A 22,516-nucleotide genomic window follows, 5' to 3' on the forward strand; every position below is an offset into this window, starting at 1 on the left:
CCCTCGTGAACACGGTGATGGTCTTCCTGGCGACCGGGTTTTTCGCGTTTAGTTTGGGTTCGAATTTGCCGCACCGCTGCTTTTTGCGCTTACCGCCTTCTGGTGGTTGCCGTGGCTGCTGTTTACATCCGTACCGCCGCCTGCAATGACGGATACACTTGAGGCCAGACTGAGGGAATTCAATTGCGGGCAACCTGATGTGCCAGCATCCTCCGAAAAGCAGGGACCTGGCACAGAGGTTATCAGAAGTTGCAGCGAATACGGCACCACGCAATAAACTGACCAGCGAGTGAGGGCGACGGTCGCGTCAACGGCACGAATTCAGCAGAAAGAAGAAGGGCGGTCAGCGCTTTCCGGAACTGCCCGACGTCCAGCATCTGCTCGTTGACGGTTTTCCGGAATTCAAGCGCTTCGATTCCGTTGCGGGTCATTCCTTTCATATCACGCATGGGTTCGCCGGGCATGGATATCATCATGAAGTCGTTCAGTGTACCAATAAGAGGAAGCACGACCTGATCCCAGCGGAGTACCTCATCTGGTCGGTGAAAAGCCAGCTGATGCCTGCAATGACGCAGCCTTGCAGGATCTACGGTCCGGTTACTTTCGTCAATCCAGTGATCCAGAGCTGATACCGGAATGCGAAGGTCAGACGGTGTCATCTCCATACCGTACGCTTCGCCTGCCATCCTGAATTGTATCTCAACCTGATGCGCAACGGTTCCCGCGTAATTCAGAAGCTCCGTCAGTACATCGCTGCATTCGGCAGCAATACTCTCCAGCCTAGCGGTGCGGATTTCCAGTGCCTTTTTGCTTATCTCATTGCGTAATGTAAAGCGTGCTGCAAGCGTAACGAGTGGTGTGAGCACATCCTTTAAATCCATTATCCGTCCCTCTGATTATCATTTTGCTCTGACATCCTGGCCTGGCGGGCTATACGCCTCTCACTTCTTCGCAGTCGGATGCTGAAACCATCATGGTACTGCAGTGTTTTTTCTAAAAGCGTTTCCCGTTCCCTGTGCCTCACGGAAGGAGGCATCAGGTCATATTCTGCTCGCAGATCACGGGATAGCAGCGTCGCACGAAATCCCAGTTCTGCAAAGACACGCTGCCTCTCTGCAAAGTATTCATCCAGGGCACCGAAATCCCCCTCAAATGCCTCCTGGAGAACGTCTGAAATATCATTCTGCCTGTGTTCGATGTCCCGTACGCCGTCTGTGTAACGAAGTGGTAAAAGATTCCAGCCCGGAATATCCGGGAGAGCCAGAACCGGATCCGCACACTGTTCTTTTCGGTTACGGTAGTCATTCTACTAGGGGTTCGCCCCCGGCAAGTAACCGTCATCTGATGCAGCAGCACAGTCCCTGACATACCTGTCCAGCACACTGACTAACTTCGAGGCAGCCTCAGCCGTGTGTCGTTGTAGCTGCTTTCTGTTGAGACAGTAATCGAGCAGCTTACCCATAGCAGAGAATACTGATGTGAGAATTCTGGTTGCATCCATATGCGTTCCTGCCAGATACGTCGTTGTGAATACAGGAATTATGCCGAAAAGTGACGTTGTAGCGAAGCGCCTGAGAAGGTATTCAGTTTCATGCAGAAGGCTTAAACCTGCAATGCCCCCGAATTCTGCAGGTAACTGAATACTGTCCTGATGTGCATCGGTTGGGCTCTCCGGCATTTTATGGCAGCGTAAATGAGTCCGGATTGAAGCGAACTGGAACATTGCCAACACCGAATACCCTGGTGAAGCAGGGTCATTCGCTAATGACGTCTTTTATAAAAAAGTAGCTATGATGCCAATGATAACAGATACCTAATTGATGGTGAGTGCTCACTTATTATCACAATCCTCCATCAGACTTCCTGCAAAAGGTATTCACTTGCATGTAAGGGTATTTACTTTCATGCACAGACAGACAAATACGTTCCTCAGCCAATTTAGGGTATTCACTTTCATGACACGACAAGAGCCACTGGAGGAAAAGGTATCTACTTGCATGTAATACCCCTCCCGTTGAGAGATTAAAGGTATCTACTTTCATGGAAGCCATACTCCGGAAAGTAGTCCAGCATGAAAGTGAATACCTTTTCCACCAGGCCTGCATGAAAGTAGATACCTCAGATTCGATAAGCATGAAAGCAGAGACCTACGGACGGGGTCTGCATGAAAGTGAATACCTTTTCGGGAGGGGACAGGAAAGTGAATACCGTTGAAGAGATCAGTGACCGGGTAACGCCTGGAGTTTGGGAGAACGGCTGTTGATAACAAACTGGATCTCACGTCCCTTCTTGAGTTCTGTGAAGTCTATGTAGCCTATCTTTTTAAGATCGGCCATTGCACGCCGTATGATGGAGTTCTGCAGCTTAACGGGAGATCCCATCGCCAGACGCTCCCTGAGGCGCTTCATTGAGATAAACAGGGTACCTGCAGGCATGCTTTCAAAGTAAATATAGAGTGACTGCGCAGCCTCTTTACGGGAGAGTTCAGAGAGAGCCTTCAATCCCAGCAGTACTTTGTGATCGTACCGATACAACTCCCAGAGGTTCTTGTCGGCCGTGATCTCAACGGTATCGGTATTCATGTTGAGCACTGCGCTCTGCACCAGGTGGGAAAACATTGATTTTTTGCCGTCTTTACTGCTGAAGGCAAGCGTCACACTGGAAATGCTGAAGAGGGAGTCATGCAGGCGTTTACGGGATCGGGCATTAAGATCAGAGGATTTGATGCCACACATTTTGGCGAATTCGGTAAATGGCAGACGGATGGTTTCACTGCTGTAACCATATGTTGTAAATGCCATTATGATCCCAATCCATGTCTTGAAATCAGTGGACATGCTCAGTTTTGCGCCCTGGATCTTGATGTCCGTATAGCCTTCGCGCCGGGCAACCTCGAGACTGGAGAGTTCTTCAGAAGCGTCGATCAAAAAGTCACGTTTACCTTTTTCCTTCGGCGCAACGGGCGTGAAGACACTAAGTCGCAGCAGCGCAACCGGCTGAACGGTCTTATTGCTGTTCGGCTCCAGTAGATAAACTGTTTCTGAATCCTTTTTGACAATGGAAAAAGGGTGATTTATGTCTATGACTTTATTGTCGTTTCCCACTTATCCACATCCCCAGGTCTGAAAGATCGAGTATTCATGAAAGTAAATACCCTTATAACATGAAAGTAGAGACCTTTTCCATGAAAGTAAATACCCGACTCATGAAAGTAGAGACCTTTTCCATGAAAGTGAATACTTTAATCATGAAAGTAAATACCCGGAATGACTGTTTTTTATTGAATATCATAGGGATATAAGCTCAGTGATCTTTTAGGATCTTACATTGTCCTCTTATTGATCTCTTATGAACTTAAAAGAAATGATCTATCCAGTGGATATGTTGATAAAAACAGAGTAAGCCACACTCCTGTCTCACTGATAATATAATGGTTCAGCACATCACTGCCCCACTTGCAGAAATGAAAGTGTCCTGATCATTGTCCGGGACGTACTGAACTGAAACATGACCTACCTGAAGCTCAAATAGGTTAATCATCCTCCTGCTTCGTAATGGTTATCTTTAAGCCTCTATGGCTTGCACCAGGAATTTTAATCAGGAAATGGAGGTACAGATTCACCATTCGGGTCAGCATATGCATCCCAGTACCACCAGTGGCCCGGGCCGTATTCTGCATCATAATACGTTACCTTTTCCTGCCTGCGCTTAAGGTACTCTGGTGTGCTCAGTCCGAAAACTTCCATTGGGAGAGCATCGTTTCCGCATACATCAGTCAGAATAAAGTCAGGAAAAACATCGGCTTCACCGTCATAACGCAGTGGCTTTATAAAAGCACGCTGATCCTGCCATAACCGTTCCTCGATCAACCCCTCATAACCTGAATCCAGTGGAATATAACGGTGACTTACCACCATCAGAGCTGCATCGATAACCCTGCAGCTGCTGTGCGGAACGTTACGTCCTTCAATACGTGTAAATGTAGTTTCCGGTGGCTCTGTTTCGCAGATAACGATAACCCGGGCCCCCCGACGCCAGCTTGCGAGCTCGCGCGCATAGCTGTATTTCAGACGCGATAGCACATCTTCCGGCAGTTCCAGTGCCGGGAACCCGGAAAAGAGTCCCAGAGGCAGAGTGTGCTCAATACGTTCATCTGCTGCGTCGCTCCAAGAGGCCAGCTGCGAGATAATTATCAAACGACGTAAGGATTTCTCTGCTGCCCGTACACGCTGACGGTTGTCATCAGCCTGCCGGGTGTTATTCATGGACATCAGCAGCAGCGAATCCTTCAGCGGTAGTCGCCCTATACGGATTCGGGTGGCCGTTTCATTCAGACGCCAGCTGACCCAACCAGAATTACGCTTCTTCCTGTCAAAAGCCGGATGCCAGACATTAATGCCGGATTGTTCCCACAGCAGGTGCAGCAACCCGGTCAGCTGCATTGAGCTTTGCTTCCGTCGTTTACCGGGAATGGTTTTTAGCACTTCCTTTTCAGAACCACTCTCAGGAGCTACTTTTTTCTGAAGGCCGGTAGGTAAACGTATAACGAGTGTGCCGTCTGTCGATGACTTCACCACGTCTGCGGTGTAAATGGCGGCCTGCTGATCATCTGGCCATACAGAGTAAAAACGACAATCCGGTGCATGTTCGTATCCGGTAAACGAGTATGATGAGAGCCAGCACTGGTCTGTGCTCTGCGAAAGGTGCACCTTCAACCTCCGCCGAACCACATCCGTTTCTTCTGGCAGGCAGCAGCAGGTTACCATTGTGGTTGTCTTGTTATCACGCACGTATTTCAGCCAGCGTTGCCATTGCTCGCTGTGTTCCGTTCTGAAGGACGCATCACAATACGTGGTGCCGCGTCGCCCGGTAAATCTCACCGGGTAAATCTGCTTTCCGGCCATTATGAATCTCCTGTGGCATCGTTATTAACACCAGTTTTGGATGAAATAAAAATAAATGAAAATGATTTATATGGATGCTGATTTTTTCCTGTATCAAGGTCAGTAGTTATAATTTTTGCAGGTGACCGGTACCGATTCATTCCATAGACGTTTAAATTTCGTCTGATACTGTGAATATATTCCTGGCTCACCGGAGATCACAACAGCATTTTCCGTATTCCGTTTTTCTGCTGATGATGTGAAATTGAAAGAACCTGTTTCAATTCTGTTATCATCGGCAATAATGAACTTATTATGCATAATACTGAACATACTATTTATTCTTACATTCACGCCTGACCAGAGGCCGCAACTTTTCTTTTCGTCAGCCACAAGCCGGACTGCCACACCATGCTCAGTCGTGTCTGACAGTGACTGCGCGACAGGGACGCTGGTGAGATCATAGGCAGCAATATCGATTGTCGTGTCTGCACCTCTGATGAAAGTCAGTACCAGATCAAGTGCGGTTCCTCCGGGTGAAAATCCTGCAGAAACAGTCGCAGATACATGGTATGAAAATGCGGAAATCGTGATCGTGGCAGATATAATTAACCTTTTTCTCATATTATTAAGAATGTCAAAAATCAGGTGGTTATTATAGGTGTTAATTGATGTTAACAGGTTATTTAGCTACGTTGTCATTAATAAATAATAACATATTTGCACTAAAAGATTTATGAGTACTGCCGATTTATCTCCAGTCAGATAAAGGAGCCTGTTGAATGAATAAGTTTCATGAAATAAATATCCTGACGTCCAGGGGAGATATTCACGGTGCATTTGCACTGATTCGGGGATGGCACGAAGGCGTCGCGCGGAAAATAATGAAAAAAGCAGGTTACAGCGTAACACCGCATACAGGTCGGGCTTTCTGGTTATGGGTGCAGCAGACGTTGTTACAGGCAGCACGGTCCCGCAATAGTGGTTATCAGGCACGGGCAGAGAGAAAAATCCCTGTTCGCAGACATCCGCAGCAGATGCAGGAAGACTGGATAGCCTATGAGGAAATGATGGCGTCACCGGCGCAGTCAGGCCTTATCCCGGAACGGAATGAGTTGCCTGTCAGTAGCAGTCCTGACGTAAGCGCCGGAACTGTCATGAACGCAGAACATCCGACTGCGGAGGATGGCCAGCCTGAGTCTGATGGAAGTGGTACATCCGGAAAACCCGAGCCCGGCGTTGTAAGAAATGCCGATGTCATAACTGATGTGCTCCGGTTTTACATCATGTCTGTCCGCCAGTCAGTTCCGGGTCTGCGGGTTGAGAGAGAACAGGGCAGTCCGGGACGTTTTTTTTCAGATACCTGTCGGCATCAGCAGCACTGCGTGAAGAAGATAACCGGTGATATTGCCTCCTTCCTCAGAAGAGAAACGCTCCGTAACACCGGCATTGTGGTGAGGTGTTCACTGTACTCAGCGTATGCAACGAAGAAGCTAAGATTGCTTAACGACCGAAATAAAGCGGTCATAAGAAGTTATAAAAAGGACTGTGCCTGCGCAGCCGGATACCATCGCAGAAAAGACACTGAGCCGTAGCCCTGATTCAGAATCAGTAAGTGGTGCCGGAAAATGCATCACCGGAAAGCTGTGCACTAAATCGAATGCCGCGGGGCAACTCAAGGCTTACCGGTTTTCCGACCGATAAAGAAACCTTCCGCAACGGTACAGGGACTGATTTGACGACGTCACCCGTTAGTAAACCATTCACATAGTGCTGAGTGTCGTAATAATTAATCTCGCCGCTGATTTCAGCGTTATAACCAGTTTTGTCCTCAACCAGGTCGATATACATTGTGGCGGCAGTGAGTTTTCTCTCGAGGTTATCCTGGAAAGTTTTACACGCCTGAGGTTTCAGTGTGTAAAGCCGTACATGGCGGATGTCGCTTTCCCTGAGCATGTCAGCTACCGGATCGCTGTACCCTGCCAGGCCGGATACAGAAGACTGCATTGCTGTTTTCAGGTAAAGCGTTTTGTGATTAGCGGACTGTGAAGAACAACCGGCAAGAACAAGACCCGCCACAAGAGTAAGACCAGTTAACGCTTTCAATCCTTTTTTCCTTATCAGGTTTCTTACATGTATCCCTGGTATCGTCCATATTGAGAATAAGTTGATGACATTAATGAACAGAGTTCCTGTCAGGCTGGCGAGCAGTGCGCAGCCTGTCCCTGAATGCCGCGTCAGCGGCATGGAGGTGCCAGAAACTGTTGAGGACAGCTCTGAAGTCAGCCGGCACCGGTGACCCGGCAAAGCCGGTCACAGACCCGATGGTTGCGAAATTCACCCCATCTCCTGCCTGACGCTGTTTAAGCAGCGGCCTTTAAGCGGTTAATTTGTCAGATGGTCGAAGACAAAAGAACTGTTCAGCGGTCCGGAATAACAGCGGCTAAAAGTCATAGTTACAGCATCCGTTATGACAGCCACACCAGTTCCGGGCCAGAGGCCCGGGGCGGGGGCGGCTTTTCAATGGAAGAGAGGGGCAAAAGGTATCAGACTTACTCGAGTAAGCTGTTTACAGTGACTTAATGTTTGTTGTAACTAAATACTCTGCCCGGGACCCGCCATCGGCGGGGGCTACTTCTGATTCTGAGCGGCACGGTCGTCTGCGACCGTTGCGAGCGAAGGCATTATTTATCAACGTGAGGAGCCTGAATGAAAACCTTATTTATCTTTTTGATAATTTCTTTCTGACGTAAGTCAGGAATATCTTGCGGGTAGTAAGGGTTCTGTCTGCAGGTAACATCAAGATATTGATTGCGGGTAACTGTGAATAAAAAAATTCAGCGACCTCCGGAGCAGTCACTTTAGTCGTTTCGGCAGGAAAAATACCAGGTTTCAGCGTTCAGACATTCGCATTCGGGACTCGGCACAAACACCTTTACCGCCAGTCAAGGCGGTCTATATTGAGATGGTGCTGTCAGTGAACTAAATCGGGTATGTCACGGGGTACAGGTTCATAGTCCAGACCCAGATCCAGCTGCCGCAGGCATTTCCATACCAGCCGGTCGAAATCTTCCGGGGGAAGATGCATCCACTCACGTGCCGGGCGGGCCCGCAGCAGCTTGGCCATCGCATTGCGCCTGTCGTCAATCGACAGTTTTCCCAGACGTTTACGGCGCTTCTCTTTAGACGCTTTTTCCCGGCGCTTCAGTAACGTGGCCATGCGCATATTTTCGTACCAGCGCCGGCGGGCAGCACGAACGGAATCATACGTACCAGGCTCAATGATACCATCAGCCTCAGCAGCAAGGCGGACGTTACGCTCTGCCAGGAATTTGTTCATGTCGATGCCGCACAGTTTCCAGAACTGGTCTGTCAGCACAATATGTCGCGGCATGCAGTAGCCCGTCACCGGGTCCGTTTCCAGATCCGGTCTTTCAATCAGCCCGAAACGCTCCCATTCCTCAAACAGGCGGGAGAGCCGGCACGGCTCAACGCGCGTTTCAGGAACAACGTCACCGTTTTCATCTTTCGGACTGAGCTCATCAGCCAGCCTGCTGCCATTGAACGTTACGACTGACGTGGCCAGATCGGCACGCTGAACGAGCAGGGGGGTTATTGCGTCATAAAGCGCCTGTTTTTCCGGCCGGAAATCCCGTTTACGTCCGGCGATGTCACGCAGCTGAACAAAGTAAGGATGACGGGACATTCGCTGGCGCAGCGTCATTTTACCGGTGCGCTTGTCTCTGATAACGAGGCGGCTCATGGCATAGCCCATCTGCCCTGGCAGACGCTTGTAATCATCAGGCGCAAACCATTCAGGATTTGTGCATTTACAGGCAACGGAATGATCGCCGCGATGGCGTCCGTCTTTTCCGGAGGTCGGGAGATATAACCCGATTAAAATCTGGTCATTCACTCTGTCCCGGACTTATGGCGGGCAGAGCTTGTCTTATGAATTGCATGCGTTATAATCCTTCACAGGCCAAAGCCTGCTTCGTAACCCCTCGATTCTGACTCTTCCGCCAAGTTGATGACAGAGTCGGGGGGTTCTTGCATTCAGGGTCCGGTAAAACCGGAAGACCCTGTACCCTGGACGTTTTACGGATACGTCCCATCCACGTAAATCTTCCCCGCGCCGCGCATGTCCGGCCACAGGTTTCGCACATCCCTATCGTCAACCACCACAGTATTCCGATAGGGATTAAATTGATCGCCGCCCGGCGAATGATGAAAATCATACCCACCTGATACGGTTAAATCCAGCACAGATTATCCCTGAATGAACTCAGGTGATTAAAAAAACACGCCATTTACAAAATTTGGTCCCGGTTTTACAAGACATATTCACCTTAACCCAAATTCTGACTCCCGGCCTGACTGAGACTGATCCCGTTCATAAGAGAAAATATGATTATTAAAACGGTCTGCCCTTATTTTAAAGCAACGGGCTGTGCGTTCAGGCTGAGGCGTACCGCAGTAAAGCGAGGAACGAACAGCCTGAACGCACAGTCCGCTAAAACAGATAAAAAGTGACCTGTTCAGATCCGGTGTGTTTATGACGCAAAGGTCTTACCAAACGGACGACTTTATTATTGTCAGCGCGACTGCAATTCATCTGTCGCGCAGATTAGGAGGGATATACAGTCCCGCAGCATGAAGAATATACAAATTGGAGGGCATCATTGCCTGCTCAGCAGTTCAGATACGGAGTGCTTCTTCAACCATAGACTCGTCTGCGTTATTTATTAAGCATCGCAATTGCCTGTGTCGCGCCACGATTACCGTCCTGGTTTAAGGAAGAAGCAGTCTGCCAGCTCACCCAGTGGCGTTATTACGTTGCCGATGTTTCCGGACGCCAGGCCGTTTGCACCATCCGTCTGCAAATGGCTCCGCTCTGTCAAACCCGGAGCAAGCGGACAGCACACGCAAGGCATGCGTGGCGAGACAGTCTTTGGCCACCCGCAGCTGCGCGGGTACCGGTTTCGTTTAGGCAGTGAGCAGATTTAGAGTTTTTAATTTACAATTTCCGCCATTTTTTGTGACACTCGGCCGGTGATCCTGTCGGCCTTTGTACCGTCTATTTCGGAAAAATCGTGATTTCCGCTTCACTGAAAGTGCAAATGTTTCGGCTGATGAAAGACAGCGGCGGAATCACTCCATGGCAGCCTTTTCATGCTCGCGGCCGACCACCACATCGATACGGAAATAGCACATTTGTCAGCCAGCCGCTCCTGCATCCTGAGCTTCAGCGTCAGACCGGGACTGATTTACCCGTATGCTCCATGATGATGCCCCCCATAGACTGTGCTGTCCTGCTCTTTGTTGACCAGGATTCCCCCCACATTTCTCACACGGTCGGCACGAGCATTTTTCCTTGTGAGCATCCAGAAAATTCAACAAGAGAGATGTGTGCAGAATGCAGCGCCTCAGACAGGATTGCGACCTTCATTATATTTCGGATTCGGGTAATGCTATTTCATAAAAATACCCGACGAGAGGCTTTTGTGCGCATCAGCCGCAGTTTCACTGGCCATGCCCTGAAGGAATGGAATTCTGTTCCTGAATAGCACGGGGTTCGGGGCAGTGTCACAGGATAATTCATTCCCGGGACGTGCATCAGCGGGCAGTTCAGTCAGCCTCATCGTCTATGCTTTAGGTTCACATGACCTGAAGAAGGAAAAACCATGATGAGCATGAAAACCAGCGACTTCTTTGTTCAGCGCCTGAAAGAGTGGGGTGTTACTCGCATATATGGTTATCCTGGCGACGGTATAAATGGCGTGCTGGGGGCTATTCAGCGTGCTAATGAAAAAGGTAAGGGAATCGAGTTTATCCAGGTACGCCATGAAGAAATGGCGGCCTTTATGGCTGCCGGACACGCCAAATTTACCGGTGAACTGGGTGTTTGCCTCTCTACCGGAGGCCCGGGAGCAACGCATCTCCTGACGGGATTGTATGATGCAAAAATGGATCACGTTCCCGTGCTGGCCATTGCGGGTCAGGCAGAGGCTACAGCCAGAGGTGCCAGCTATCAGCAGGAAATGAATTTAGATCGCGTTTTCTCGGATGTGGCGAACTTCGTACAGGAGGCTGCCTCATCTGCCCAGGTACGTCACCTTATCGATCGGGGCGTGCGCATTGCCAAAGCGCAGAATGGCGTGGCGGTAGTGATTATTCCTAAAGATATTCAGGATGAAGAGTGGCTGGCTCCGCCACATCTTCATGGATTCACTCACTCCGGAAGCGGATACCAGCGGCCAAAGGTCATTCCCTATGACGCAGACCTACAGCGTGCGGCAGCGGTACTCAATGCGGGGAAAAAGGTTGCAATCCTCATTGGCTCAGGTGCGCGTGGGGCCGCCGTTGAGATTGTACAGGCAGCGAATGTACTGGGCGCTGGCGTAGCCAAAGCTTTACTAGGCAAAGATGTCCTGCCGGATGATGCGCCTTTTGTCACAGGCTCAATTGGTCTGTTGGGTACGAAACCTTCCTGGGAGATGATGCAGCACTGCGATACCCTGCTGATGGTTGGCAGCGGTTTCCCCTGGACAGAATTTCTGCCAAAAGAAGGACAGGCGCGTGCCGTGCAGATTGATATCGATCCAGCCATGCTTGGATTACGTTACCCCTGCGAGGTCAATCTCCACGGTGATGCTGCGGAAACCCTTCGCGCATTGTTACCTCTCCTGTCTCATAAAGAAGATCGCAAATGGCAGGAGAGCATTGCACTACAAGTCCAGGAATGGTGGAAACAAATCGAGGAGCGTGCGTTTGCCGCCGCTAACCCTGTTAATCCTCAGCGTGTCGTCTGGGAGATGTCTTCGCAGCTGCCTGACAACACCATTGTCACATCAGATTCCGGTTCCTGTGCCAACTGGTTTGCGCGCGACTATCGCGTCAGGCAGGGACAACGTGCCACATTGTCAGGCGGTCTTGCCTGCATGGGGGCTGCTGTTCCCTATGCCATAGCGGCAAAATTTGCCCATCCTGAACGCCCGGTCGTGGCACTGGTAGGGGATGGGGCGATGCAGATGAATAACATGGCGGAACTGATCACCATCCAGAAATACTGGCAGCAGTGGGCGGATAAGCGCCTCATCATATGCGTGTTTAATAATCAGGATCTGAATCAGGTAACCTGGGAGCAGCGCGTGATGGAAGGTAATCCCCGTTTTGAAGCCACACAGCAGCTGCCTGACGTTAAATATGCCGAGTTTGCCGAGTCGCTGGGGCTGAGAGGCATCTACGTTGACGATCCGGAGCAACTAACCAGCACCTGGCAGCATGCCCTCAGCGCTGATCGTCCTGTATTGCTCGAAGTTAAAACGGATCCGGAAGTGGCTCCTCTGCCGCCGCATATTACTTTTAAGCAGGCTAAAGCGTTTATGTCATCCATGGCTAAAGGCGACCGCGGTGCATCTCAGGTCATCCGGGACACTGCCAGCCAGTTGTTCTCAAAAAAACGGGATCAATAAGTGCATCGTCTCCGGAGCTGGCTGGCAAAAAATAGTAAACCGCCTCTCGGCGGTTTAACAGTCAGTCAGGTTGTTTGTCGCCTGACTCCGGTGCATTTTTTTCATCATCTTTTAGCTTTTTATCAGGCGATTCTTTACGCGGATTGTAGTCCGGGTGGTCACCTTCAACAGGACGATCGGTCATAACGCTCACCTCCTATAAGCTGAATGAAGGGTATGTCAGCCAGGTTAAACCATTAGCTCTTACCGTTTTGCTTCTACTCCAGTCTCTTCACCTCTTATCAGAAATTGCTGAGTGAGTTCAGGCAGATAACTGACCAGCCAGTCCGACATAGCCAGTTCCTGTTCGCATATTTGCTTCAGGAGAGGAATGCTCTCATCGTCACCCACCTGAGCTGCCGTCTCGATAAGGCTCATATAGCTTGCTATTTCCGCATTTTCAAAAACATACCCGCTTATTGCACCCTTCACTACCTCATCCTCGGTAAAAATGCCGCCAAAAGCCTGTCCCATCGCGGCCATTTTTCCCATTACATCCTTAATACTTGAGTGGGCAATACCCTGGCGATCAAGAATAGTTTCAAGCACAGCCTGCTGCTGTCGGGTTTCTTCCAGATGCTGTTCAATGCGAACCCTCAGTTCAGGGTAGTTTTCCAGACGTTTAGCCATTTGCTCAAGCATGGATTCGGCCTGCTTTTCCATTGCATGCGCATCTTTCAGCCAGTCATGATAATGAGAAAGTGAAGAAGACATAATTTACTCCTTGTTAGCAACAGATTAATGCTGCTCGGCTATTTCAGTTAATTTAACATCCGTACTTTTTTCTTCTTCAAGCGTTTCAGCAAGTAAAGTAGCTGCTTTGTTCAGACCCAGTTTTTTGGCCATCGCGATGAGAGTTCCATACGTAGCAATCTCATAATGCTCAACTTTTTGCGCCGCACCAATAAGACCGGCATCCCTTACCGGACCTGCAACAACACTTTCAATAATTTCCTGTGCTTCTTCGGCTAAACCTTCGAGCGCATGGCATTTCATTCTCGTGATGCGCAACTCTTCATGGCTTTCGACAACGTTATCAAGGCGTTCAATGTGTCCCTGCGTTTCTTCCAGATGCAGCTGAAAAGCATTAATAAGGTCGGGGTCGGTTGCCGCTCGCGCCATCTTAGGTAAAGCGCGTGTAATTTGTTTTTCAGCGCTGTAGATATCTGAGAGGTCATGAATGAATAGTTCTATTAATGTTTCCACTTTCATAATAAACGACTCCAGAGGAATAAGCAGAAATGGGAGTGAAGATGGTTTGTTTCCAGGGCTAAAGTGTCTTTCACGATAGATAATGATATGTTTTTAATTTATTTCAAGGTATTGAAAATTATAGTATTTTCATATGACTTTCAGCATCCCTGCCGAAATCTGAACATTACCGGAGCGGTAATTTTATTCAGGAGCCGCGATTACTGTTCTGGCCGCCTTTTTTACCGGCCTCAGAAGCTTTTTCACGGTCGTTTTTGAAATTACCCCCGCTGTGCTGTCCGCCTTTTTTACCCGCTTCAGACGCTTTCTCTTTGTCTTCTGCGAAATTTCCTGAACCGCCTCTGTGCTGAGTCATAATAATACCTCTTCATGAGTATAATATACATGACAATAAATACTCTCTTTGTTGTCATGCGCGTCGTTCAATTTAAAGCCTAACCAGGAAATGATAATACGCAAGTGAAATACCTCATTTATTTTGTTTGTTTTCCATATTATGCCATGCTTGATTTTTAATAGGTTGTGTAAGCAGTATTTTTACTTTGTAAAGATCTTCGCTCCGCTTGTTAATTTATAACGCTGATTTTATTAAATCATCCTGTGAGGAACATAAACCATGAAAGCAATTGTCTATAACGGGCCTTATGACGTAACGGTAAAAAATGTACCGGATGCGAAAATTGTTCGTCCAACGGACGTCTTAGTCCGTATTACCACCACCAATATTTGTGGTTCCGATCTTCATATGTATGAGGGAAGAACCAGCTTTGAAGAGGGAAAAATTTTCGGTCATGAGAACCTCGGCCAGGTCGTTGAAATTGGCAGCGGCGTTGAAAGGATTAAGGTGGGCGATTATGTTTGTATGCCTTTCAACGTAGGTTGTGGTTTTTGTGAAAACTGTGAAAAAGGGCTGACCGGTTTTTGTCTCACGGCGAACCCCGGTTCCGCTGGGGCGGCTTATGGATTTGCTGAAATGGGTCCCTGGGACGGGGGGCAGGCTGAGCTATTGCGTGTGCCTTTTGCTGATTTCAATTGTCTGCTGCTGCCACCGGATGCGGTCGAAAAGGAAGAGGACTATGTCATGTTGTCTGACATTTTTCCCACCGGCTGGCATGCTACCGAGCTGGCAGGGTTACGTCCTGGTGAGAGTGTGGCGATTTATGGTGCCGGACCCGTTGGTTTAATGGCTGCACATTCAGCCATGATCAAAGGTGCTTCGCAGGTTTTTGTGATTGATACCCATCAGGACCGCCTGGCCCTGGCGGAAAAAATGGGAGCCATTACGATTAATGCGCCAGCAGAAGAAGCCGTACAAAAAATTCTGGATCTGACGGAGGGGCGCGGTACCGACTGCGGCTGTGAATGTGTGGGATATCAATGCTGCGATAAACATGGGCATGAGAATAATTCGGTGACAATGAACTGCCTGGTTGCCTCAACCAAAGCCACCGGCGGGATTGGCGTGGTGGGGGTGTTTGTTCCTCAGGATCCCGGCGCGACAACTGAGCTGGCAAAACAGGGTAAAATGCCGTTCGATTTCGGCAGCTTCTGGTTCAAAGGGCAGGCCATTCGCACCGGCCAGGCCAATGTTAAGGCGTATAACCGCCAGCTTGCCCGGTTGATTTCTCAGGATAAAGCGCATCCGGGGCAGATTATTTCCCACCGGCTGGCGCTGGCTGATGCACCTGAGGGTTACAGGCATTTCGATGACCGCTCTGAAGGGTGGACCAAAGTGATCCTTAAACCATGATCAGTTCCTCAGGCGGTCGCTGCTATTGGTCGTGACCGCCACAACATTATCACCCCAGCATCTGCCGCAATTCCTCCAGACAAAAAAGTGTTGCCTGATGGACTACCGCTTCGCTGCTTCCTTCAAATTGTCGGCAGGCGGTATGGACCTCGTCACCGGGTAAGTGCCAGGCAAACCAGACAGTACCTGGCGGGGTGCCATCTTCACCGCCGTCCGGCCCCGCATAGCCACTCACTGCTATCCCGATGTCATCACCCGCGCGCTGTTTTGCCCCCTCAGCCATCTCCCGGACGACCTGTTCACTCACGGCGGTATAGCGGCGCAATGTTTCGCTGCTCACGCCCAGCAGACGCTGCTTCGCCCGATCGGAATAGGTAATAAATCCGCTGCTGTAAAAACGGCGACTGTCAGTCACCGCGGCCAGCGATGATCCTACCCAGCCGGAGGTGCACGACTCTGCGGTGGTCACTGTCAGCCCGTGGGATAAAAGCGTTTTACTTAAGGCCGTTGCAGCATTGATTAATTCCTCATTCATAGTTCACCGAAATAATTTCCCTGTTACCTGTTCGTAAGCAAATTATAGATAAAAAATGAAGCCGGACACTGAAATAAGCGATGCGGTAAATCAACAGATTATTCTTAGTTATCATTTTAGCAACATCTCGTTACTTTCGAATTTTCTTCTTCTCATTTCATAACGTTAAGAGAATGACCGTCAGACGAAATAAAACAACCGGAATGGCCTGGCTGGAAACGCGATTTATTACGACTAAAATCATAGGGTCCACATTAAATAATTAAGATATATGCCAGTCTGCTGGCCTTTTGCATTGTCGTGATGAGGCATTCAATGAGCGAATTGAGTTGCAGTATTTTATTCAATGGTGAGCGATTAATGGGTAAGGCAAATCAACCCTTAATTGACTTTTTGCAGGCCAGTGGGAAAAAACTTCCTCACATTTGTTATCACCCGGCATTACCTCCACTCGAAAGTTGCGATGTATGCTGGGTGGATGCCAACGGGGAACGTGTCCGGGGATGCACCCTGACCACTTATGATGGTCTTGTCATCACCAGTGAAAGTGAAGAATTGCGGGTGGCGCAGCAGGAAGGAATGGATCGCCTTTTAAACCGGCATGAACTTTATTGCACGGTATGCGAACACAATACGGGTGACTGCACGTTACATAATACCGTCGCAGATATGCATATCCCGATTCAGTATTATCCCTACCAGCCTAAGCCTGACGATAAAGACAATTCCAATCCGTTTTATACCTACGACCCGGATCAATGTATTCTCTGCGGCCGCTGCGTTGAAGCCTGCCAGAATGTCGAGGTCAACGAAACGCTGTCGATTGATTACACCGACGCCCATCCACGGGTACTGTGGGATGGCGGCACGCAGATTGCCGGGTCCAGCTGTGTCAGTTGTGGTCATTGCGTCACGGTATGCCCCTGCAATGCATTGCTGGAAAAAACCATGCAGCCAGACGCCGGACCCTTTACCGCGATGGATGAAGGGTTAAAGCGTCCCCTGATCAATTTCATTAAAACGCTCGAACCCAGCATTGGTATGGAACCGATTACCGGTATTTCCCTGATTGATAATGCTCTGCGCCAGGCGGAGATCAGGAGAACCAAAACCGTCTGCACCTATTGTGGCGTAGGCTGTAGTTTTGAAGTCTGGACGCGCGACCGGCATATACTGAAAATACAACCCGTGGCGGAAGCGCCAGCAAACGGTATCTCTACCTGTGTAAAAGGCAAATTTGGCTGGGATTTTGTCAACAGCCCCCATCGCCTGACCACACCGCTGATACGTGAAAAGGGCCGCTTCCGTCCGGCATCCTGGCAGGAGGCGCTGCAACGCGTCGCTGAGGGGTTACGCAACGTTGAACTGCGTTATGGCGGGGATGCCATCGGTTTTATTGGCTCAAGTAAGGCCAGTAACGAAGAAGCCTATCTGACACAGAAAATAGCCCGCTTAATCTTCGGCACCAACAATGTCGATAACTCATCGCGTTATTGTCAGAACCCCGCCACCGAAGGGTTGTTCCGCACCGTGGGGTATGGGGGTGATGCCGGGACCATCCGGGATCTGCAACAGGCTCAGCTGATTATCAGCGTTGGCAGTAACCTGGCAGAAAACCATCCTGTTATTGCGACCCGTATCAAACAAAGCCACAAGCATCACGGGCAAAAGCTGATGGTCGTGGATCCGCGCCGCCATGAAATGGCAGACAGAGCAGACTGCTTTTTGCGTATTCGCCCCGGCACCGACATGGTGTGGGCATCGGCGATGGCGAAATATATGTTTGATCACGGCTATGCTGACCAGACCTTTCTTGCACAACGCGTCAACCAGGTGGATGAATACCGGGCTTCACTCACGCCGTTTACGCTGGAGTTCGCCAGTGAAATCACCGGGCTGACGCTGCAGCAACTGACAGAAGCAGGGGAGATGATTGGGCAGGCGGGCAGCGTCTGTCTGCTCTGGGCGATGGGCATTACGCAGCATAGCCACGGTGCGGATACCAGTACTGCGCTTTCCAATCTGTTGCTGGTCACCGGTAATTATGGCCGTCCGGGCACTGGCGGCTACCCTATGCGCGGTCACAATAACGTGCAGGGAGCCAGTGATTTTGGCTGCCTGAGTAACGTTTACCCGGGGTACGAGAAAGTCAGCGATTCGAGTATTCGTGATAAGTGGGCAAAAGCCTGGGGTGTTGACCCTCAGGCCTTATCGGACAAGCCAGGCGCGGATAACTTTATGATGGTGCAGCATGCGCATGAAGGGAAGCTGCACGCGATGTATGTCATTGGTGAAGAAACCGCTTTTTCAGACGCGGATGCAACCAAAGTTCACGAAGCCTTCAGTCGCCTGGATTTTATGGTGGTGCAGGATATCTTCATGAGCCGTACGGCGGAGTTCGCCGATGTGGTGTTACCCGGGTGTCCGTCCATTGAGAAAGAGGGCACCTTCGTTAACACCGAACGGCGAATCCAGCATTTTTTACCCGCGATGAGTCCGCTGGGTGACTGCCGACCCGACTGGCAAATTCTTACCGAACTTGCGGCGCAGCTTGGGCATGTCTGGCATTACCCGAGTCCCGGCGCGATTATGGCGGAAGCTGCGAGCATCGCGCAGATTTTTGCAGGTGTCAGTTATGAGCGTCTGGTGGGTTGGCAATCGCAAATCTGGCCGGTCACGCCACAGGGCGAGAGCACGCCACTGCTGTATACGAAACAATTTCACTTCCCCGATGGCAAAGCAAAACTCCATCCGCTTGAATGGCAGCCGCCCATGGAGCAGGCGGATGAACAATACGATTTGATACTGGATAACGGGCGTATGCTGGAGCATTTCCAGTCGACCAATCAGACCGGGCAGGGTGGGCGAATGATGTCTCTGTCACCTAACTGGTTTGTCGAGGTCTCCCCCGGACTGGCGGAGCAGAGAGGTTTACAGCAGGGAGACTGGGTGCAGCTGCGGTCCCGCCGGGGCGAGCTGGATGTGCCGGTGGTAGTGACAACACGTGTTAAAGGCAATGTGCTGTTCATACCCATCCATCATGGTAAGCCCGGCATTAACGGCCTCACCGGTGAACATCATGATCCCGACGTGAATACCCCTGCTTATAAAGAAATCGCGGTCAGTATGACCAGACTGTCACGCCGCCCCCAGCCTGATCCCATTCCTCAGCACAATTTTCGCAACGGCAGCCGCACGCCACTTGATCATCTGCCCATCGAGGATAAATGGCAGCAGGAAGGCTATTGTCCGCCCCCGTATCACATCGATCACCCGGAGAAATATTAATGGCTGAACGACTTGAGTATCAGGTTCCGCCAACGCGAACCGAAGCCACCGCACAGGAAGCGCTAGATGAACTGATTGAAAACCTGCATCAGCATGGTTTTCTGCGTCTGGCCAACGATGCGGTCAAGGCTAACAGCGACATCGGGAAGATTCTGGTTGCCGGACTGAACCGGCCAGCGACACAAAACGTGGTACAAAACCTTTCGTTGCTGCTGATGGCGATCGGAACCCTACCGCCGGAACGTTTTAACCATATTTTGCTGGCATTACGCGAGGCGGTAATGGCACTCAAACCCGCCAGTGATGAAGCGAAACAGTCGGAAGCCGCACCCGGCGTTCGCGGTGTTCTGAAGCTGCTCAATGATGAAGCACTGTGGCAAAGCCTGAGGCCATTTTTCGCTGCCGTCGAAACCTTCAGTGAACAGATGCGCCAGGATGAGCAGCCGCCGGTGACACGCTACAGCGGTAAACGTACCCATGAGTAGCGCTGACTGGGTGCTGTTAATTGCACGCGTTCAGTTTGGGCTGACCATGAGCATGCATATCACCCTGGCAGCGCTGACGCTGGGGCTGGCTCCCTTTCTCGTCTGGTTTGAGGCCCGCTGGTTGTGGGGAAAACAAAGCGGTGCCCGTGAGGCGCTGCACTTCTGGTTAAAAATCTTCTCGCTGACTGTCGCGGTGGGAGCCGTGTCAGGCGTAGTGATGGAATTTCAGTTTGGCACGCATTGGGCTGGTTTTGCCCGTCAGGTGGGAGGCATGATCGGCCCGCTGCTGTTCTATGAAGTCCTGGTGGCTTTTTTTCTGGAATCGGCACTGACCGGCGTAATGTTATTTGGCATGGGAAAGATCCCGCCGAAACTCCATTTTGCTATCACCTGCCTCGTTGCCTTTGGGGCTTTTCTGAGCGCGTTCTGGATCCTTGCAGCAAACTCATGGATGCAGACGCCGAGCGGGTTTTCCAGGGATGATGCCGGGCATTTTTTACCACTGAATGGATGGATGCTGCTGGCAGCCCCTTCTTTCCCCTGGCGTTTCATGCATATGGTACTGGCTTCATTAATCGGCGTGGCTTTTTTGCTGATGGGGGTGGCAGCCTGGCGGTTACTCCAGTCACCTCAGGAATCCGCATCCCGTCTTATGCTCTCCGGTGCACTGGCACTCTCGCTCTTTGCGTTGCCATTGCAAATGGTGACGGGCGATCTGCATGGAGAAAATACATTACGCTATCAACCCGCCAAACTCGCTGCTATCGAAGGGGCCTGGCATCCTCCGGGCAACGGTGAAGGTGAACCACTTCGGTTATTTGCTATCCCGGACCAGCAATTACAGAGCAACCATTTTGAAGTCAGCATCCCGGATATAGGTTCACTGTATCTGCGGCACAACCTGACTGGCCACATCAAAAGCCTGAGCGAATTTCCCCGTGACCAATTGCCTCCGGTTGCCCCGGTTTTTATCGCCTTTCGGCTCATGGTTGGACTCAGCCTGGTCATGCTCATGACCAGCTTCGTTGTCGGGTTACAGCGCTGGCGGGGAAAACTGTGGCACGCCCGCCGCATGCTACGCGTGCTGGTGTGGATGTCACCGGCGGGGTTTGTCGCTTTACTCGCGGGATGGATGGTGACAGAAATTGGCCGGCAGCCATGGACGGTCTACGGCATGCTGCGTACCAGCGACAGCGTCTCTCCACTGTCGCTCAGCACCACCCTCGTCATCTTTCTGCTGGTTGTGATGACCTATGGTCTGGGTTTTTCACTCGGGCTGCGCTATCTCCTGCGGCAGGTGGCATCACCGTTACCTCAGGACGATGAAACGGTGGTACTGGTCCTGAAAACGCCAAACTGAGGAGAAAAAACATGCAACCTGCCGAGCTCTCTGCCCTGTTGCTGTGCTTTTCTCTGCTGATGTATGTGTTACTGGACGGCACCGATTTAGGGGTGGGAATGCTTTTCTTTTGGTTCGGTGAAGAAAAGCAACGAGAGCTGATGTCCCACAGTATTCTCCCAATCTGGGATGCGAATGAAACCTGGCTGGTCCTGTTTGCAGGGGGCATGCTGGCATTATTCCCTGCCGTGTATAGCCTTGTGTTGAGTTCGCTCGCAGTGCCGGTATTTATTATATTGCTGTCATTGTTTGGACGGGCACTGGCGCTGGAGTATCGCGCTGAAGCTACAGTCAGGCTGCGACGCTGGCTTGATCGCCTGATGGCAGTGGGTTCGGCACTGGCTGCCTTCACTCAGGGCTGGTGCGCTGGGGTCATCATCACCCCGCAACCGGATGGAAGCATAAATCTTGCTGCCATCATGAGCGGACTTGGCGTCATGACGATTTATATGTTGCTGGCGAGCTGCTGGATACGCTGGCGGATCGGGGATTCAGTGTTTCCTCTGGCAGGCGCACATGCCTGGATGTGGTGGATCATAACGTTACTGCTATCTATCGCTCTGTTGCTGCTCAACCCGTCACTGTGGTTGCAGTGCTGGCAGCGCCCGTTCGGTAAAGTAATCATTATCATGATGGGGCTGTCCTGGGCTTTACAGCTCTTCACGCTGTGTCGCGGTAATGCCCTTTGGCTGTTAATCATGACCCTTACGCTGATTACCACGACGCTGGCCGGTGTCATCTGCGCTGTTTATCCCTGGATAATTCCAGGTCAGGTTAATTTATATCAAAACGCGTCTTCCCTTGTTACCCAACAGGTCATCCTGATCGGGGCTGCAGTCATGATCCCCCTGACGCTGATTTATCACACCTGGTCGTTCTGGATCATGAAAGGCCAACATCCGAAGTAAAACATCTTTAACGTTCACGAGGTTTGTACCCTATGAATAAAGATGAATTCAGCAGCCGGGATTACCCGATAAAAGAAAACATCGTCTGGTTACGCAGAGAGTCATTGATACAGCGCATCGGAGAATATGTGCTCATTATCATTGTCATTCTGGGGGCATGTGGCTTGTTTTCTAAAGGGTTTCTGAGTAATGGCCTGGCGCAATCACCTGATGGCTCGGTAAAGGTTGAATATGAACGCTTTGGTCGGGTACAGAGCAATATGGAAATGAGTATCAGGATTGATGCGCCGCCCAATGAACAATTTACTGTCACGATAGGAAGCGGGGCACTTGATACCTTGCAGATACAGACATTACAGCCCCAGCCAGTCCAGGCCCTTTCTGACGGAAGTGATATGCGGCTGACGTATTCATCCCGCAATACAGGAGAGAGCCATACGGTATGGCTGGGACTTCAGCCACAGCAACCGGGACGGGTAGCAATCAGTGTCAGCGCTGATAACCATCAACCGGTCCACTTTACCCAGTGGATATACCCCTGA

Annotated in this window: 20 protein-coding genes; 8 read left to right on the forward strand and 12 right to left on the reverse strand. The window is 50.5% G+C overall.

The genetic code is table 11. The features are described 5' to 3' along the window. Positions 1 to 242: 242 nt before the first annotated feature. The 4 genes from PW844_RS06785 to PW844_RS06800 all read right to left on the reverse strand — a co-directional run bounded on the left by PW844_RS06785 (position 243) and on the right by PW844_RS06800 (position 5,507). Positions 243 to 881 (reverse strand): hypothetical protein, encoded by a 639-nt coding sequence (locus PW844_RS06785; RefSeq protein WP_299449677.1) that lies wholly within the window; start codon positions 879 to 881, stop codon positions 243 to 245. Positions 882 to 2,219: 1,338 nt separating this feature from the next. Further along, positions 2,220 to 3,104 (reverse strand): RepB family plasmid replication initiator protein, encoded by an 885-nt coding sequence (locus PW844_RS06790; RefSeq protein WP_299449678.1) that lies wholly within the window; start codon positions 3,102 to 3,104, stop codon positions 2,220 to 2,222. 489 nt (positions 3,105 to 3,593) lie between these two features. Next, a complete protein-coding gene (locus PW844_RS06795; protein ID WP_299449679.1) occupies positions 3,594 to 4,904 on the reverse strand; it encodes a DUF1173 family protein in 1,311 nt (436 codons plus the stop codon). A 99-nt stretch (positions 4,905 to 5,003) separates the two neighbouring features. Next, complete coding sequence (locus tag PW844_RS06800; protein ID WP_299449680.1) at positions 5,004 to 5,507, reverse strand: phospholipase D-like domain-containing protein; 504 nt, start codon at positions 5,505 to 5,507, stop codon at positions 5,004 to 5,006. A gap of 158 nt (positions 5,508 to 5,665) precedes the next feature. On the opposite strand from PW844_RS06800, the gene PW844_RS06805 reads away from it, so the two are divergent. Next, positions 5,666 to 6,478 carry a hypothetical protein gene (locus PW844_RS06805; protein WP_299449681.1) on the forward strand — a complete coding sequence of 271 codons (813 nt, stop codon included), beginning with the start codon at positions 5,666 to 5,668 and terminating at the stop codon, positions 6,476 to 6,478. A gap of 13 nt (positions 6,479 to 6,491) precedes the next feature. Here the strand turns inward: PW844_RS06805 and PW844_RS06810 are convergent, their stop codons facing one another. The 3 genes from PW844_RS06810 to PW844_RS06820 all read right to left on the reverse strand — a co-directional run bounded on the left by PW844_RS06810 (position 6,492) and on the right by PW844_RS06820 (position 9,149). Further along, entirely contained in the window at positions 6,492 to 6,989 is a 498-nt protein-coding gene (locus PW844_RS06810) for a hypothetical protein (protein ID WP_299449682.1), read from the reverse strand. Between the two features lie 868 nt (positions 6,990 to 7,857). Then, entirely contained in the window at positions 7,858 to 8,799 is a 942-nt protein-coding gene (repA, locus tag PW844_RS06815) for a plasmid replication initiator RepA (RefSeq protein WP_299449683.1), read from the reverse strand. 182 nt (positions 8,800 to 8,981) lie between these two features. Next, entirely contained in the window at positions 8,982 to 9,149 is a 168-nt protein-coding gene (locus tag PW844_RS06820) for a hypothetical protein (RefSeq protein WP_299449684.1), read from the reverse strand. Positions 9,150 to 10,570: 1,421 nt separating this feature from the next. Here PW844_RS06820 and PW844_RS06825 point away from each other — a divergent pair. After that, positions 10,571 to 12,358: a thiamine pyrophosphate-requiring protein gene (locus PW844_RS06825; protein WP_299449757.1), complete on the forward strand. Its 1,788-nt coding sequence runs from the start codon at positions 10,571 to 10,573 to the stop codon at positions 12,356 to 12,358. A gap of 61 nt (positions 12,359 to 12,419) precedes the next feature. Here PW844_RS06825 and PW844_RS06830 read toward each other — a convergent pair whose 3' ends face one another. The 4 genes from PW844_RS06830 to PW844_RS06845 form a co-directional block, all read right to left on the reverse strand. Next, complete coding sequence (locus tag PW844_RS06830; RefSeq protein ID WP_299449685.1) at positions 12,420 to 12,542, reverse strand: hypothetical protein; 123 nt, start codon at positions 12,540 to 12,542, stop codon at positions 12,420 to 12,422. A gap of 59 nt (positions 12,543 to 12,601) precedes the next feature. Then, on the reverse strand, positions 12,602 to 13,111 hold the full coding sequence (locus tag PW844_RS06835; RefSeq protein WP_299449686.1) for a DUF892 family protein: 510 nt from the start codon (positions 13,109 to 13,111) through the stop codon (positions 12,602 to 12,604). A gap of 24 nt (positions 13,112 to 13,135) precedes the next feature. Next, positions 13,136 to 13,609, reverse strand: coding sequence for a ferritin-like domain-containing protein (locus tag PW844_RS06840; RefSeq protein ID WP_299449687.1), 474 nt, complete (start codon positions 13,607 to 13,609; stop codon positions 13,136 to 13,138). 187 nt (positions 13,610 to 13,796) lie between these two features. Further along, positions 13,797 to 13,964: a general stress protein gene (locus tag PW844_RS06845; protein ID WP_021185151.1), complete on the reverse strand. Its 168-nt coding sequence runs from the start codon at positions 13,962 to 13,964 to the stop codon at positions 13,797 to 13,799. A 261-nt stretch (positions 13,965 to 14,225) separates the two neighbouring features. Here PW844_RS06845 and PW844_RS06850 point away from each other — a divergent pair, with 261 nt between their 5' ends. Then, entirely contained in the window at positions 14,226 to 15,359 is a 1,134-nt protein-coding gene (locus tag PW844_RS06850) for a glutathione-independent formaldehyde dehydrogenase (RefSeq protein ID WP_299449688.1), read from the forward strand. A gap of 49 nt (positions 15,360 to 15,408) precedes the next feature. Here the strand turns inward: PW844_RS06850 and PW844_RS06855 are convergent, their stop codons facing one another. Beyond that, positions 15,409 to 15,894 (reverse strand): CinA family protein, encoded by a 486-nt coding sequence (locus PW844_RS06855; protein WP_299449689.1) that lies wholly within the window; start codon positions 15,892 to 15,894, stop codon positions 15,409 to 15,411. Between the two features lie 315 nt (positions 15,895 to 16,209). Between PW844_RS06855 and fdhF the strand changes: the two genes are divergently transcribed. Genes fdhF through PW844_RS06880 form a run of 5 tightly spaced genes read left to right on the forward strand, consistent with a single transcriptional unit; the run spans position 16,210 to position 22,516 of the window. After that, positions 16,210 to 19,182, forward strand: coding sequence for a formate dehydrogenase subunit alpha (fdhF, locus tag PW844_RS06860; protein ID WP_299449690.1), 2,973 nt, complete (start codon positions 16,210 to 16,212; stop codon positions 19,180 to 19,182). Continuing rightward, on the forward strand, positions 19,182 to 19,667 hold the full coding sequence (locus PW844_RS06865; RefSeq protein WP_299449691.1) for a DUF1641 domain-containing protein: 486 nt from the start codon (positions 19,182 to 19,184) through the stop codon (positions 19,665 to 19,667). Before fdhF ends, PW844_RS06865 begins: the two co-directional genes overlap by 1 nt. Next, positions 19,660 to 21,027, forward strand: coding sequence for a cytochrome ubiquinol oxidase subunit I (locus tag PW844_RS06870; protein ID WP_299449692.1), 1,368 nt, complete (start codon positions 19,660 to 19,662; stop codon positions 21,025 to 21,027). Before PW844_RS06865 ends, PW844_RS06870 begins: the two co-directional genes overlap by 8 nt. A gap of 11 nt (positions 21,028 to 21,038) precedes the next feature. Further along, the gene (locus PW844_RS06875; RefSeq protein ID WP_299449693.1) at positions 21,039 to 21,974 is read left to right on the forward strand and encodes a cytochrome d ubiquinol oxidase subunit II; all 936 of its coding nucleotides are present in this window, start codon (positions 21,039 to 21,041) and stop codon (positions 21,972 to 21,974) included. Between the two features lie 32 nt (positions 21,975 to 22,006). After that, complete coding sequence (locus PW844_RS06880) at positions 22,007 to 22,516, forward strand: hypothetical protein (protein ID WP_299449695.1); 510 nt, start codon at positions 22,007 to 22,009, stop codon at positions 22,514 to 22,516.

Origin of the sequence: Pantoea sp. (assembly GCF_028283705.1) — a bacterium.
Lineage (GTDB): Bacteria > Pseudomonadota > Gammaproteobacteria > Enterobacterales > Enterobacteriaceae > Pantoea.